This window comes from Burkholderia lata (assembly GCF_000012945.1).
Lineage (GTDB): Bacteria > Pseudomonadota > Gammaproteobacteria > Burkholderiales > Burkholderiaceae > Burkholderia > Burkholderia lata.
Genome location: NC_007509.1, coordinates 690,781 through 705,279, shown reverse-complemented (window position 1 = coordinate 705,279; position 14,499 = coordinate 690,781). Strand labels below are relative to the sequence as shown.

Genomic DNA, 14,499 nt, shown 5'->3' with positions numbered 1-14,499 from the left:
TGCCCGTGGAATTCAGCCGATCCCGGCGCCTCGCGTTTCCGGCATGCGCAGGAACGTGATCAGGCTGATCGCAGCGCCGACGCAGACATAGCCGAGAAACCAGCCTTCGCGATGCTGTGATTGCAGCCACGTCATCAGGTACGGGGTCGTTCCGCCCAACAGGGCGACGACGATGTTGTACGCGGTGCCGATACCGATGCCGCGCACTTCGGTGCTGAACAGTTCGGCCATCACGGCGGGCGCGATCGACGAATACAGGCCATACGTCAGCAATCCGAAGCACTCGACGAGCAGCATCGAGCGGAAGTCGGGGCCGATCGACGTGACGACCGGATAAAGGAGCAGCAGGTAGGCCGCCGCAAACACGATCAGTTGCGGACGCCGGCCCAGGCGGTCGGACAAGGCGCCGAACAACGGCTGGGCGAGCATGAAGATCGCAATGCTGGCGGTGCTGGCCGCGAACGCGTCTTCCGGGTGCGCACCGGCGTGCCGGATGGCGTAGACCGGCATGAAGCTGATGAACAGATAGAAGCTGAACGCACCGAGCACGCTGATGCCGACAAGCCTCAGCAGCGCATCGCGGTGATGGGTCCAGGTCCAGCGCAGCGAGCGAGCTTCGATTTCGCCTTTGCGGCGCAGGTTTTCGAATGCTTCGGTTTCGCCAACGTTGCGGCGCATCCAGAAACCGATCAGCGACCCGCAGCCGCCGATGAAGAACGGCACGCGCCATCCCCATGCCTCGAGTTCGGCCCTCGGCATCCAGTGCGTCATGGCGCTCGCGACGGCCGCTGCGATCAGCAATCCGGCGGCGATGCTGAAGAACAGGAAACTGCCGTAGAACCCGCGCCGGTGCGGCGGCGCCGATTCCGTGAGAAAGGTTGTCGCCGCGCCGTACTCGCCACCGACCGACAGCCCCTGGATCATCCGGAGCACCGTCATCAATGCCGGTGCCAGCCAGCCGATCGATGCGTAGGTCGGCAGGATCGAGATCAGCAGCGATGAGCCCGCCATCATCATGACGGTCAACGTCAGCGCGTTGCGCCGCCCGAAGCGGTCGGAAAACGCGCCGATGACCCAGCCGCCGAGCGGGCGCATGCCGAAGCCGACGGCAAACACGGCGAAGGTGGCGAGCAGGGCCGCCGTTTCGTTATCCGCCGGAAAGAACTGCTTGCTGAAATAGATCGCGAAGGCCGTATACACGGACCAGTCGAACCATTCCACCACGTTGCCTACGCTGCCCGCGAAGATGATTTTCGCGTTTTGTCGCGGGGTGCCTCGCGTGCCCGCAAGCGCCTGCGTGATCTCGGGAGTTGCGCTCATCCAGGTTTGTCTCCGGTATCTGGGTTGTTGTATGCGACAACGCTGCTCATCGATCCAGGCAGCTTGCCATCAGTCGCCTTATGTTCCGACATCAGAATAGTATTCGAAAATACGAACGATATGATGGGTGACGTTTACCCTTACCCCAGCGAGGAAATATGGACTTTGTCTATATTTATCAACGATATAAGGCGACATTTCGAGATTTTCGGCGGTCGATGCGAGCGCAATCTGCTTTGCCGATATAAGAATGTGGTTCTAAAATAAGAACAGACATCCGGTGGCGATGCAGATGTTGCCGGGCGTCGATGCATGTGTGGCAGGGCCCGCAAAGCGCGCCTCCCTGCGTGCGTCGTCCATAAGAATCGTCAGTCAATCCTATGAAGAGGCATCCATGAACCCGTTCCTGCTTTACGAACAAGAAGGTCACGTCGTAACCCTCACGATGAATGATCCGGAGCGGCGCAATCCGCTGACCGGCAATACGGCAGTGGCCGAATTTCTGGCGGCGATCGAGCGCATCCAGGGAGACCGGAGCGTCCGCGCGGTGATCATTACGGGCGCGGGCAAGGCGTTCTCGACCGGCGGCAATATCCGCGACATGGAGCGGCAGGCGAGCGGCGAGGTGCCGGGATTGCAGATTCGCGAAGAGTATCGCCAGGGCATTCAGCGGTTGCCGCTGGCGCTGTTCAATCTGGAGGTGCCGGTGATTGCCGCGGTGAACGGCCCGGCGATGGGCGCAGGTCTCGACCTGACGTGCATGTGCGACCTGCGTATCGCATCGGAGCAGGCGCGGTTCGCAGAGAGCTTCGTCAAGCTCGGGATCATTCCGGGCGACGGCGGCGCGTGGCTGCTGCCGCGCGTGATCGGACTCGCACGCGCCGCGGAACTCACGTTTACCGGCGATCCCATCGATGCGGCCACCGCACTCGAATGGAATCTCGTGTCGCGCGTCGTACCGCACGAGCAATTGCTGCCGGCCGCGAACGAGATCGCGGCACGCATCGCCGCGAATCCGCCGCATGCGGTGCGGCTCGCCAAGCGTCTGCTGCGCGAGGCGCTGCATTCGCGACTGGACACGCTGCTCGAACTGTCGTCGACGTACCAGGCACTGTCGCATCAGACAGCAGACCATCGCGAGTCGGTCGCCGCGTTTCTCGAGAAGCGCCCGCCGGTGTTTTCCGGCAACTAGTCACGACAACGCGGGCGGCATGCCCGTGATCTTCCGACTCAGGAGTAGCGGTTTTGGATAACGTACTGGATGTATTTCGTCTGGCGGCGCTGCCGCCCGATGCCGAAGCTTTTCGCAGTGACGTCAAAGCGTTCCTGCACGAGCACATGCCGGCAACACCCGCCGACGTGCGCGCCCGGACCTGGATGGGATTCGATGCGGCATTCAGCCGCCGTCTCGCGCAGCGGGGCTGGGTCGGCCTGACGCTGCCGGCCGAGTATGGCGGCGCGGGCATGGATGCGTTTCGCCGCTTCGTGCTGGTCGAGGAATTGCTCGCGGCGGGGGCGCCGGTCTCCGCGCACTGGATTGCCGATCGGCAGAGCGGCCCGCTGATTCTCAAGTTCGGCAGCGATGCGCAGAAGCGCTTCTACCTGCCGCGTATCTGCGCGGCCGAAGCATTCTTCTGCATCGGCATGAGCGAACCGAATGCGGGTTCCGACCTCGCGAGCGTGCGCAGCCGCGCGCTGCGGGTGGACGGCGGCTGGCGTCTGAACGGCCGCAAGATCTGGACGACGAATGCGGATCACTGCCACTACATGATCGCGCTGGTTCGCACATCCGGCGCGCCGGAGGATCGCCAGAAGGGGCTGTCGCAATTCGTCATCGACTTGAAGCAGCCGGGCGTCGAGGTCCGCCCGATCCGTGATCTGACCGGCGATGCGCACTTCTCCGAAGTCACGTTCGACGATGTGCTGCTGCCTGAAGACGCACTGATCGGCGAGGAAGGCAGCGGCTGGGCGCAGGTCAATGCCGAACTTGCGTTCGAGCGCAGCGGCCCGGAGCGGATCTATTCGAGCGTCGTGCTGCTGGACTGCTGGCTTGCCTTCCTGCGGCGTCATGGCGCAAGCGCATCCGACAAGGCCGTTGCGGGACGCTTTGCCACGCATCTCGCGACGTTGCGCAACATGTCGATCGCGGTAACCACGAAACTCGCGCGCGGTGAAAGCCCCGTCGTCGAGGCGGCGCTGGTCAAGGATATCGGGACCGAATTCGAGCAGGGAATTCCCGCGGCGATCGAGGCCGCGCTCGCGGCGCAGCCGGGCGCGGACGTCGATGCCGAGCTGTATCGGACCGTCGCGTATCTCAGCCAGATTTCGCCGACCTTTTCGTTGCGCGGCGGCACCCGTGAAATCCTGCGCGGCATGATCGCCCGCGGGCTCGGCCTGCGTTGAACGCGCCCACCACGCACAGAGAGAGTAGAGAGCCTATGTTTGTCGAAGCTATCGAGGCCATTCTGGCCGACTGCTGCACGCCGTCGATTGTCCGCAACATCGAGGCCGGCGCGTCGCCGGCGGCGTTGTGGCGCGCGATCGCCGAATCCGGCTTCCTGGAAATGCTGACCCCGGAAGCCGCCGGTGGCGCAGGGCTGTCGCTGGCCGCGGTGTATCCGGTGATCGAATGCCTGGGCCGCCACGCGGTGCCCGTTCCCGTTGCGCAGAGCATCCTCGCCCGCGCGCTGCTGACCGAACACGATGTACCGGTGCCGGACGGCATGATCACGTTTTCATCCGCATGCAAGGCGGACCGTGACGGCGCGACGTATTGTCCGATCGTGCCGTACGGGACGATCGCCGACGTCGTGCTGGCCGATCATGACGGCGACCTGGTCGTGCTGCAATGCGCACGGGCAGAGCGCATACCGACCGGCGTGCATGGCAGTCAGTGTGCGACCGTGCGCTGGGCGGAGCCGCTGGCACCGGTGGCGCGCGTACCCGGTGCGGCGCGCGCGTTGCACGCGTGCGCGGCGATCGTGTCTGCGGCACTGCTGGCAGGCGCAATGAGTCGCGCGTTTGCGCTGACGCTCCAGTACGCAAACGACCGCGCCCAGTTCGGCAAGCCGATCGGCAAGTTCCAGGCGATCCAGCAGCAATTGTCGGTGATGGCCGAGCAGGTCGCGGCGGCGACGATCGCTGCCGAGCTCGGATTCAGCGGCGAGCGCGGCTTGCCCGACGCGCTTCGTGCGGCGATCGCGAAAGCGCGCACGAGCGAGGCCGTGGTGCCGGTCGCCGCGACCGCGCATGCGTTGCACGGCGCAATCGGCGTGACCGAGGAATACGATCTGCAATTGCTGACGCGCCGGATGCACGAGTGGCGGACAGCGCATGGATCGGAGCACTACTGGAACGCGATCGTCGGCGATGCATTGCTTGCGAGCGGCCTGCCGGTGGGAGATTTCGTGCTGCAGTCGGCCTGAGCGGGGCTCGCCTGCCGCGTGAGCGCCGCACCTGTCTGATATCACGGCGGCCGCGGTCGATCCGCCGTGTCGAACCGGCTTCCCGGGCATCGCTGCCACCGGGAAAGCCTGCTTTTTATCTGGCTATTCAGAAATCCTGCTTATTGATCGGCACGGGATGATTGACAGCCCGTAACCGACACTTCACCTCTTCGGCCTGCTCGATCGAGCCGCCACATTCGTCGCGCGAGCCATCGCGACACACACCGAGCGCTTGACGGATCGCCCGATCGCGCACCGCGCCTTCGTCGCGGACCTTCCGCGCAGTCCATCGCATGACCCGCCACCACGCTCTCCGCCTGCGCGGCCGATGCCGCCATTCGCTCACGCCATCGATCGCCGCGTCGATCAACGTATCGACGACGTCCTGCGCGCCGCGACGTCTTGCGTCTCGCGCGTCCCTTCGTCAGCAAGGGGCACGCGCAAGTCGCAACGCCAGCGGCCCAGCGAGGCCCCGGGATGCCGGACTTGCCCGAACCGGCGCATACCTTATGAGATAGTGGAATTCCCCTATACATCGAAAATATACTCATCAGTATATTTTGGTTCGTTGTGGTCGTATTAAGAAGGTAATTAAAACAGTGTCACACCTTCGGAAGTGAATGTTCCGCTGCTGTCCGTTGCCGGGGCTTCCCCGGCGCCGGCTCCCCACTGGATGCCGGATACGGGCTGGCGGCTTCGGTTCGTGATATGGAGACGACGAAAGATGCTGACTTCTCCCGTTCTGTTCGGGGAGCTTCCCGCCTACGCCGCAACGAGGTGGCCGGACTCAAGGGCCGTGACCTGTGAGGGCCGGGTGTTCACGTTCGAGCAATTGAACGAGTCCGTCGATATTGCCGCGCGGGCGCTGATGTCGCGCGGGGTAGGCAAGGGCGACCCGGTCGGCATCTGGCTGACCAACCGGCCGGAATTCATCATCGCGTTCTACGCGATCGTGAAGATCGGCGCGATCGCGGTTCCGCTGAACACGCGCTATCGGAGCGACGACATCCGCTACGTCGTCCGGCATGCGGAGATCAAGCTGCTGTTCGTGTGCGAGCGCTCCGGGCCGGTCGATTACATGTCGCTGCTGACCGAGGCGATTCCCGGCCTGTCGGGCGATCGCTTCGACGGATCGGACGCCTACCCGGCGCTGCGGGAGGTCGTGATCGTCGAGCCGTCGAACGTGGCGTCGCCGCTTTCATGGGAGCGCTTCCTGGCCGGCGCGGACCGGACCACGCGCGTTGAACTCGATGCCGTCGCATCGGCCGTTCAGGTGTCGGACCTCGCGCTGATGGTGTTCACCTCCGGCACGACCGGCAACCCGAAGGGCGTGCTGCACGACCATCGGAACCTGCGCGCCGTCTGCGAGCGCGCCGCGAGCTGGCCGCTGCGGCATGGCGACACCGTGCTGAATTTCCTGCCGATGTTCCATCTCTACGGGCTGAGCGAAATCGTCATGGCCACCATGACGCAAGGTATCCATCAAGTGTTGATGAGTGTGTTCGACGCGCAGCGCGCGTTGCGCCTCATCGAGCAGGAGCGGGTGACCGGCCTGCACGGCTTCGAGACGCACTACGCGGATCTGCTCAAGCACCACGAAGCGCTGGGTACCGATCTGCGCACGCTGAAATTCGGCACGTTGCCGGCGGGCATGGAGAACTCGACTGCCGTCGCCCGTGTCGTGCAGGAGCGCATGTGCCCGACAGTGACGGGCTTCGGCATTTCGGAGACGTGGGCCTGGGTGTGCATCACGACGCTGGACGATCCGGTCGAGCAGCGTTGCGCGACGTCGGGGCGCCCGATGCCCGGCATCGAAGTCAGGATCGTCGACCCTTCGTCCGGCGACGTGCTACCGAACGGATCGGTGGGTGAGATCGTGTGTCGCGGCTACAACGTCATGCGGGGCTATTTCAAGGATACCGAATCGACCCGCGCGTCGATCGACCCCGATGGCTGGTTTCATAGCGGCGATCGCGGCATGTTCCGGTCAGACGGTTATCTCCAGTTCCTCGGGCGTTACAAGGAAATGCTGAAGGTCGGCGGCGAGAACGTGTCGCCGGCTGCGGTCGAGCTGGAACTGTTGCGCCTCGTGCCGGCCATCGACCAGGTCGCCGTCGTCGGGTTTCCGGACGAACGGCTCGCCGAGGTGCCCGTGGCCTTCGTGGTGCCAAAGCCGGGCATGACGTGCACGCTCGACGACGTCCAGGCGCGCTGCAACGGAAAAATCGCCAGCTTCAAGATTCCGCGACACGTCATCGAGATGGAGTCGTTGCCGATGACGGCATCCGGAAAAGTGCAGCGCACGGCGCTCAAGGCGCTCGCACTGCGAGACATTGCGGCCCGCTGAGGGGCGCTGCCGGCCGCGCCGCGTTGCAGCCCGGTGCCGGCCGACGAAAAACGGCATGACGGTCAAACATCGATAAAGGAAACAGCCATGAAAGAAGTGGTCATCGTAACGGGTTCGTCGCAGGGTGTGGGAAAGGGCATCGCATCGGTGTATCTCCGGGAAGGCGCGATTGTGGTCGGATGCGATCGCCGTCCGCCGCACGAGAGTCTTGCGGGCCACGAAAACTTCCGCCATGTCGACGTCGACCTGACGCAAGACGACGCTGCCGCCAAGGTGATCGCGGCCTGCATCGAGCGCCACGGCCGGCTCGACAGCCTCGTGAACAATGCCGGGCTCGGCAACGCGAAGCCGTTCGAACAGACGTCGCCGGAGGACTACCAGCGCTACTACGACATCAACGTCGGATCGCTGCTGGCGCTGTGCGGCAGCGCGCTGCCGCACCTCAAGGCGTCGCGTGGGTCGATCGTCAATATCGCGTCGGCGTTCGGCCTCGTCGGCGTCGCACAGGCGGCCGCCTACGTGCCGACCAAGTACGCAGTCGTGGGCATGACGCGGATGCTCGCGACGGAATTCGGCTGTCACGGGATTCGGGTCAACGCGGTGGCGCCGGGGCTGGTCCGCTCTCCGGGTACCGAACAGCGCATCGCCAGCAATCCGTGGTGGCACAAGATGATGATCGAAGGCGCACCGCTTGGCCGTGTCGGCGAGCCCGAGGAAATCGGACATGCGTGCCGTTTCCTGTCTTCGCCGCAGGCCAGCTTCATCACGGGCGTCGTGCTGCCGGTGGACGGCGGCTGGTCGATCGCGAAGTTCCTCCCCGATCCGAGCGCGGGCTGACGACGGCCAGCGAGGCGGGGCACCCCCGCCTCCGACCGAATCAACGAGTACCTACCGAGTAGCGAGAACACTATGTCCAACGGAAAGAGACTGAAAATTGCAGTGATCGGCGCTGGGGCGTCCGGCATCATGGCCGTCGTGAAACTGCGCGAGATCGGCCAGACCGACGTGCAGGTATTCGAGCGCGCGGCGGATATCGGCGGCACCTGGCGCGACAACCGATACCCCGGCGTCGCGTGCGACGTGCCTTCGCATCTCTACCGCTATTCGTTCGCGCCGAACCCCGACTGGACACGCGTGTGCGCGTCGGGCGAAGAGATCCTGCAATACCTGCGCCGTGTCTACGACGAATTCGAGGTCGGCCGGCACGTGACGTTCGACGCGGAGGTGAAGGACGCAACGTACGACAACGGCGCCTGGACGCTGACGACCCAGGCGGGCCGGTACGGGCCGTTCGACGTGGTGATTACCGCGATGGGAATTCTTAGACATCCTTCATACCCGGACATCGAAGGACTCGACAGTTTCGCCGGACGGATGTTTCACACGGGGCGCTGGCCGGAAGACGTCGATCTCGACGGAAAGCGCGTCGGCATCATCGGCACCGGGTCGACGGCCACGCAGATCGTGCCGGCCATCGTCGACCGGGTCGCGAGCCTGTCGCTGTTCCAGCGTACCCCGCAATGGATCATGCAGCTGCCCAATACGGAAATTCCGCCTGAGGAGCGCGATGCGTTCCGGCGCGACCCCGGCTTGCTGAAAGCACGCTACGAAGCACTCGGCCACGAGTTCAACAGCAAGTTCGCGGCCGCCGTGGTGGGGCAGAACCCGCGCGTGTATGCGCACATGGAGCGGCTTTGCCGCGAATATCTCGAGACGAGCGTGACGGATCCGGTGCTGCGCGAGAAGCTGCGACCCGACTACAAGGTCGGTTGCAAGCGCCTGGTCATGTCCGACCGCTTCTATCCGGCGATCCAGCGGCCGAACGCGGCGCTCGTGACCGAGCGGATCGAGCGGATCGAGGCGGCGGGCGTCCGGACCGGAGACGGCCACCTGCACGAATTCGACGTGCTCGTCCTGGCGACGGGCTACGACGCGCATTCGACGCTGTTCCCGATGCGCGTGACGGGGCGCGATGGCCTGGCGATCGAGCAGGCCTGGCGCAACGGCAACGAGGCGTATCTCGGCGTCACGATTCCGGATTTCCCCAATTTCTTCATGATCGGCGGGCCGAACAGCCCGATCGGGAATTTTTCGTTCCTGATGACGGCGGAGAACCAGTGCGGCTATGCGGTCTCGATGATCCGCTTCCTGGCCGAGAGCGACGTCGCGGCCGTCTCGCCGAAGCGGCAAGCCATGCGCGCGTTCAACGACGCGGTCAAGCGGCAGATGGGCGAAACGGTCTGGGCGAGCGGTTGCCGGAGCTGGTACATGGACCGCAACGGCAATATCGCGTCGTGGCCGTGGACGTACGAGCATTTCCGCGAGGTGATGAGCGAGCCGGATCTCGACCATTACGACCTGCACAGTCCGGTGGATGCGTGATGTCGCGCCCGTTCCTTTTCCTGGAGGGTTGAAGCGATGACCATCGACCATCATCAGAGTGACGCGTACAAGGGAAGCGTCGGCCCGCGGGACGCATGCGTGTTGCGCTACGTGCTGCAGCGCCAGGCCGAGAGCCGGCCCGACAAGGTGTTCATCCGCGAGCGAGACGGCAGCGGCATCACCTACGCGGCATTTGCAGCCGACGTCGAACGGACGGCCGCGGGGCTCGCCGCGCTCGGCATCCGGCAGGACGAGACGGTGGGCGTCTGGTTGCCGAACGGCATCGACATGCTGCGCGTCTGGTTCGCGATCAACTGGCTGGGGGCCGTCTACGTGCCCGTCAATACGGCGTACAAGGGCGAGCTGCTGCGGCACGTGCTCGACAGTTCGGCGGCCCGCCTGCTCGTCACGTGCCGGGATCTCGCCCCGCGCCTCGCCGGCCTGACACTCGCCACGCTGCGCACGGTGGTGGAATTCGGCGCGAGCGATGTCGAGCTGCCGGGGATCGCGCGCATCGATGCGGCCGTGCTGGAGCAGGGGGGCGAAGTGCCGCCCCTCGAGCGCTCGATCGAGCCGTGGGATACGCAGTCGATCATCTTCACGTCCGGCACGACAGGGCCCTCCAAGGGCGTGCTGAGTCCGTATGCGCAGCTTTGGGAAACCAGCGGCGAGCGCAGCTTCTCGATGCTGGACGAGCACGACTGCGCGATCGTGTTCGGTCCGCTGTTCCATATCGCCGGCACGATTCCGGTCGTCGCGATGCTCAACCGGGGCGGGACGATCGCGTTCGCCGAATTTTCGACCGAACGGTTCTGGGCCGACGTGTGCGCGCTCGGTGCGACGTTCGCGATCCTGCTCGGCGTGATGTGCGAATTCATCGCGAAGATTCCGCCCTCGGCCGACGATCGCGACCATCCGCTGCGCAAGGTCATGATGATTCCGCGTCCCGACAACGCGGCCGCATTCGCGAGCCGCTTCGGTGTCGACTTCTGGACCATGTACAACATGACGGAGCTGAACGTGCCGCTGATGTCCGAGCGCAATCCGGCCATCGCAGGTACCTGCGGCCGGGCCAGGCACGGCACCGAGCTGCGCATCGTCGACGCGTTCGATCGCGAACTGCCGGACGGCACCGTCGGCGAACTGATCGTGCGCTGTGATTCGCCGTGGCGGCTCAACGCCGGCTACTTTCGTCACCCGGAAGCCACCGTGCAGGCCTGGCGCAATGGCTGGTTCCACACCGGCGACGCGATGTGGCGCGATGCGGCGGGCAACTATTTCTTTGCCGACCGGATGAAGGATGCGATTCGTCGCCGGGGCGAGAACATCTCGTCATTCGAGGTCGAGAAGGAAATCCTCGCGCATCCCGACGTGCGCGAATGTGCGGTCGTGGCCGTGCCCGCGCTGTCGGAGGACGACGTGCTTGCCGTGGTGTGCCCGATACCGGGCGGGCGGATCGATCCCGGCGAGCTGCTGGCGTTCCTGGTGCCCAGGCTCGCGCATTTCATGCTGCCTCGCTACATCCGGATCATGGATGCGTTGCCGCACACCCCGACGCAGAAGATCGAGAAATACCGTCTGCGCCAGGAAGGCATAACCGCCGAAACCTGGGATCGCGAGCGTCACGACGTTCGGGTCCGCCGTGACAGGATCCGTGTCTCATGAATGCGAACGCACATCGCAACGGGCCGCTGGCCGGCCTCAAGGTCATCGAGTTCGCCGGACTCGGGCCGGGGCCGCTGGCCGGCATGCTGCTGGCCGACCTGGGTGCGGACGTCGTCTGCATCGATCGCCCGGCCGAGGCCGCCGGACGTTTCGCGGGCGTGTCGTCGCGCGGCAAGCGCTCGGTCGTGCTCGACCTGAAACGGGAAGACGGGCGAGCGGCCGCGCGAGCGCTCGCCGCGCGTGCCGACATGCTGATCGAGGGATATCGGCCAGGCGTAATGGAACGTCTGGGTCTTGGCCCGGAAGCGCTGCTGGCACTCAACCCGCGGCTGATCTATGGCCGGATCACGGGCTGGGGGCAGACGGGGCCGCTGGCACAGGCCGCCGGACACGATCTGAACTACATCGCGCTCACCGGCGCGCTCGCGGCAATCGGGCCGCGCGCCGGCAAGCCGGTGCCGCCGCTCAACCTGGTCGGCGACTTCGGCGGGGGCACGATGTTTCTGCTGTTCGGGCTGCTCGCCGCGCTGGTCGAACGACAGGCTTCCGGGCGCGGCCAGGTTGTCGACGCGGCGATGATCGACGGCGCGCTCGCGCTGCTCGGCCCGATCCTGGAGTTGCGGGCGCAGGGCCTCTGGCGCGACGGGCGAGGCTCGAACCTGCTGGACGGCGGTGCGCACTTCTATGGCACGTACCGGTGCGCGGACGGCGCATACATCTCGATCGGCAGCATCGAGCCGGCGTTTTACGCGCTGCTGCGCGAGAAGCTCGGTATTTCAGACGATCCGGCGTTCGATGCGCAGATGAATGCCGCGGACTGGCCTGCCCTGAGCGAGCGTATGGAAGCCATCTTCCTGACGAAGACCCGCGACGAATGGACGTCGCTGCTCGAAGGAACGGACGTGTGCTTCGCACCGGTGCTCGATTTTGACGAGGCTGCGGCGCATCCGCACAACCTCGCCCGGACGTCGCATATCACGGTCGCAGGCGTTCGGCAGCCGGCACCCGCACCGCGTTTTTCCCGGACGCCGGCACAGACGCCGGCCGGCCCGCCGGTGATCGGCGGGGATACCGATACGGTTTTTTCCGATTGGGGAGTGGCCTGACTCATGAGCGCGCATGGCAGCGAAGCAATGGTCGACGAGCTCGGGCGGACGGAACCCGCGATGCCAACGGGCGACGCCACGCTCTCGCAACTGCTGACCCTCGATCCCGTCGCACCCGGGCGCTGGCGCAGCCGGCGCGCGGACCCCAACGCCAACGGCCGCATCTTCGGCGGTCAGCTGCTGGGGCAGGCGATGGCGGCCGCGCTCGATGGCGTGCCCGAGAACAGGACGCCGACGATGATGCAGGCGCTGTTTCTGCACGGCGCGTTACCGGGTGAACCCCTCGAGTTCGAGACCTCCGTGCTGCAGGAAGGGAAGCGATTTTCGTCCCGGCGCGTGAGCGCGTGGCAACCCGGCGGCCGTGCCGTGCTGGATGCACAGGTGACGTGCGCGATCCCGCTCGATGCGCCCCGGCACGGCGAGCCGACCCCGGTGCCCGCCGGCGAGCGCCCCGAGTCGCTGCCGTCCCTGTGCGATCTGCCCGATGCGATGTTCGACACGGTCCGGCACCTGGGTGGTTACGACCGGGATTGCAAGCCCTCCATCGAGTTTCGCATTCCCGATCCGGCGCGGCAGTTGTCCCCGCACACGAGCGGCCCACGGTTCCGGTACTGGATGCGCGCGGCCCGGCCTTTGCCTTGCGACGCACGCATTCATGCCGCTGCGTTTGCCTACCTTTCCGACTGGTGGCTCAACTTCAGCGCGCTGGCGTTGCACCAGCGCGCGATCGGCACGCGTCGGCTCTATATCTGCAGCCTCAATCACGGGCTGTGGCTGCACCGGCCGGTGCAGGCGGACGCGTGGCTGCACGTCGAGACGATCAGCCCGGCGGCGAATGCCGGTTGCGGCCTGTCGATCGCGAAGATTCACGATGCGGCCGGCGACCTGGTCGCCTCCGCGTCGCAGCAGACGCTGATGACTTTCACCGGATGACCGGCGTGCGCACGCAAGCGGATGCGCGCTGCGGCACCGACGTGGCGGACCGCCATGCCCGTCAATCATTCTTCGTTTAACTATCGTATCGAGACAACCATGATCAGAAGCGCGGTAATCGTAGACGCAGTACGCAGTCCGATGGGGCGTACCAAGGCCGGCGGCGCCTTCGTCCAGCTGCATCCGGCCGACCTGCTTTCGCAGGTGATCCAGGCCCTGGTCGCGCGCAACGATCTCGATCCCGGGACCGTCGACGACGTGATGATCGGCTGCGTGAGCCAGGTCGGCGAGCAATCGACGACACCCGGTCGCGTCGCGTGGCTGGCGGCGGGGTTTCCGGCCCACGTTCCGGCCACGACGATCGAGCGGAAGTGCGGATCGAGCCAGCAGGCGATTCACTTCGCGGCGCAGGCAATCATGGCCGGCGTGAACGACATCGTGATCGCCGGCGGCGTCGAATCGATGAGCCGCGTGCCGATGGGTTCCGCGCGCATCGACCGCGATCCGTACGGTGCCCGCTTTCATGCGCGGTTTCCGCAGGGGCTGGTCGGTCAGGGTGTCAGCGCCGATCTCGTTGCGCAGAAGTGGGATCTGTCACGCGAAGCACTCGACGCGTACTCGGCCGAGTCGCATCGTCGTGCCGAGGCCGCGCGCACGGCCGGCCAGTTCGCCCGCGAGATCGTGCCGATCGACGTACCCGGCGACGGTGGCCTCCGGCGCGTGGATACGGACGAGACGATCCGTGTGGGCACGAGCGTCGAGCGTCTCGCGAGCCTCGCGCCTTCGTTCGAGAACGCCGAGCTGGCGCAACGGTTCCCGGGCATTCGCTGGAACGTGACGGCCGGCAACGCATCGCAGATTTCCGACGGCGCTGCCGCGCTGCTCGTGATGAGCGAGCAGAAGGCGGCGCGGCTCGGGCTCAAGCCGCGTGCGCGGATCGTCGCGTTCGACGTGTGCGGGGACGATCCGCTCATGATGCTGACCGCGCCGATTCCCGCGACCGAACGGCTGCTGAAACGGCAGGGACTGTCGGTGCACGACATCGACCGTTTCGAGGTGAACGAGGCGTTTGCGGCGGTGCCGCTGGCCTGGCAAAAGGCGCTGGGTGCCGATGGTGCGCGACTGAATGCGGCGGGCGGCGCCATTGCGCTCGGGCATCCGCTGGGCGCGTCGGGCGCGAGACTGATGACCACGATGCTCAATTCGCTGGAAGCATCGGGGGGGCGATATGGATTGCAGACGATGTGCGAGGCCGGCGGGATGGCGAACGCGACATTGATCGAACGCTTGTGAACCGGCA

Annotated in this window: 11 protein-coding genes and 1 pseudogene; 10 read left to right on the top strand and 2 right to left on the bottom strand. The window is 65.6% G+C overall.

Annotation, left to right across the window (positions count from 1 at the left end):
• Positions 1–12 precede the first annotated feature (12 nt).
• The gene (locus tag BCEP18194_RS03000) at positions 13–1,320 is read right to left on the bottom strand and encodes an MFS transporter (protein ID WP_011349816.1); all 1,308 of its coding nucleotides are present in this window, start codon (positions 1,318–1,320) and stop codon (positions 13–15) included.
• Between the two features lie 394 nt (positions 1,321–1,714).
• On the opposite strand from BCEP18194_RS03000, the gene BCEP18194_RS02995 reads away from it, so the two are divergent.
• From BCEP18194_RS02995 to BCEP18194_RS02985, 3 genes are read left to right on the top strand one after another with little or no spacing between them, the layout of a single operon-like run.
• Positions 1,715–2,512, top strand: a complete 798-nt coding sequence (locus BCEP18194_RS02995; protein ID WP_011349815.1) for a crotonase/enoyl-CoA hydratase family protein — start codon at positions 1,715–1,717, stop codon at positions 2,510–2,512.
• 53 nt (positions 2,513–2,565) lie between these two features.
• Positions 2,566–3,723, top strand: coding sequence for an acyl-CoA dehydrogenase family protein (locus tag BCEP18194_RS02990; protein ID WP_011349814.1), 1,158 nt, complete (start codon positions 2,566–2,568; stop codon positions 3,721–3,723).
• 35 nt (positions 3,724–3,758) lie between these two features.
• Positions 3,759–4,745, top strand: a complete 987-nt coding sequence (locus tag BCEP18194_RS02985; RefSeq protein ID WP_011349813.1) for an acyl-CoA dehydrogenase family protein — start codon at positions 3,759–3,761, stop codon at positions 4,743–4,745.
• 127 nt (positions 4,746–4,872) lie between these two features.
• Here BCEP18194_RS02985 and BCEP18194_RS02980 read toward each other — a convergent pair.
• Positions 4,873–5,142 (bottom strand): annotated as a pseudogene (locus BCEP18194_RS02980) (transposase); the annotation flags it as partial.
• Positions 5,143–5,439: 297 nt separating this feature from the next.
• On the opposite strand from BCEP18194_RS02980, the gene BCEP18194_RS02975 reads away from it, so the two are divergent.
• The 7 genes from BCEP18194_RS02975 to BCEP18194_RS02945 all read left to right on the top strand — a co-directional run bounded on the left by BCEP18194_RS02975 (position 5,440) and on the right by BCEP18194_RS02945 (position 14,492).
• Complete coding sequence (locus BCEP18194_RS02975; RefSeq protein WP_081436529.1) at positions 5,440–7,113, top strand: AMP-binding protein; 1,674 nt, start codon at positions 5,440–5,442, stop codon at positions 7,111–7,113.
• An 87-nt stretch (positions 7,114–7,200) separates the two neighbouring features.
• Positions 7,201–7,950, top strand: coding sequence for an SDR family NAD(P)-dependent oxidoreductase (locus BCEP18194_RS02970; protein ID WP_011349810.1), 750 nt, complete (start codon positions 7,201–7,203; stop codon positions 7,948–7,950).
• Positions 7,951–8,022: 72 nt separating this feature from the next.
• Positions 8,023–9,495: a flavin-containing monooxygenase gene (locus BCEP18194_RS02965; protein ID WP_011349809.1), complete on the top strand. Its 1,473-nt coding sequence runs from the start codon at positions 8,023–8,025 to the stop codon at positions 9,493–9,495.
• 36 nt (positions 9,496–9,531) lie between these two features.
• Positions 9,532–11,160 carry an AMP-binding protein gene (locus tag BCEP18194_RS02960; protein ID WP_011349808.1) on the top strand — a complete coding sequence of 543 codons (1,629 nt, stop codon included), beginning with the start codon at positions 9,532–9,534 and terminating at the stop codon, positions 11,158–11,160.
• Entirely contained in the window at positions 11,157–12,266 is a 1,110-nt protein-coding gene (locus tag BCEP18194_RS02955; RefSeq protein WP_011349807.1) for a CaiB/BaiF CoA transferase family protein, read from the top strand. The genes BCEP18194_RS02960 and BCEP18194_RS02955 overlap by 4 nt, the downstream gene beginning before the upstream one ends.
• A 3-nt stretch (positions 12,267–12,269) precedes the next feature.
• Positions 12,270–13,199 (top strand): acyl-CoA thioesterase, encoded by a 930-nt coding sequence (locus BCEP18194_RS02950; protein ID WP_011349806.1) that lies wholly within the window; start codon positions 12,270–12,272, stop codon positions 13,197–13,199.
• Positions 13,200–13,301: 102 nt separating this feature from the next.
• Positions 13,302–14,492: a thiolase family protein gene (locus BCEP18194_RS02945; RefSeq protein WP_041492604.1), complete on the top strand. Its 1,191-nt coding sequence runs from the start codon at positions 13,302–13,304 to the stop codon at positions 14,490–14,492.
• The last annotated feature ends 7 nt before the right edge of the window (positions 14,493–14,499 follow it).

Coding starts and splice junctions, on each gene's coding strand:
- BCEP18194_RS02975 (WP_081436529.1), top strand. CDS start 5,440: ATGCCGGATACGGGCTGGCGGCTTCGGTTCGTGATATGGAGACGACGA.
- BCEP18194_RS02970 (WP_011349810.1), top strand. CDS start 7,201: ATGAAAGAAGTGGTCATCGTAACGGGTTCGTCGCAGGGTGTGGGAAAG.
- BCEP18194_RS02965 (WP_011349809.1), top strand. CDS start 8,023: ATGTCCAACGGAAAGAGACTGAAAATTGCAGTGATCGGCGCTGGGGCG.
- BCEP18194_RS03000 (WP_011349816.1), bottom strand. CDS start 1,320: ATGAGCGCAACTCCCGAGATCACGCAGGCGCTTGCGGGCACGCGAGGC.
- BCEP18194_RS02960 (WP_011349808.1), top strand. CDS start 9,532: ATGACCATCGACCATCATCAGAGTGACGCGTACAAGGGAAGCGTCGGC.
- BCEP18194_RS02955 (WP_011349807.1), top strand. CDS start 11,157: ATGAATGCGAACGCACATCGCAACGGGCCGCTGGCCGGCCTCAAGGTC.
- BCEP18194_RS02995 (WP_011349815.1), top strand. CDS start 1,715: ATGAACCCGTTCCTGCTTTACGAACAAGAAGGTCACGTCGTAACCCTC.
- BCEP18194_RS02985 (WP_011349813.1), top strand. CDS start 3,759: ATGTTTGTCGAAGCTATCGAGGCCATTCTGGCCGACTGCTGCACGCCG.
- BCEP18194_RS02950 (WP_011349806.1), top strand. CDS start 12,270: ATGAGCGCGCATGGCAGCGAAGCAATGGTCGACGAGCTCGGGCGGACG.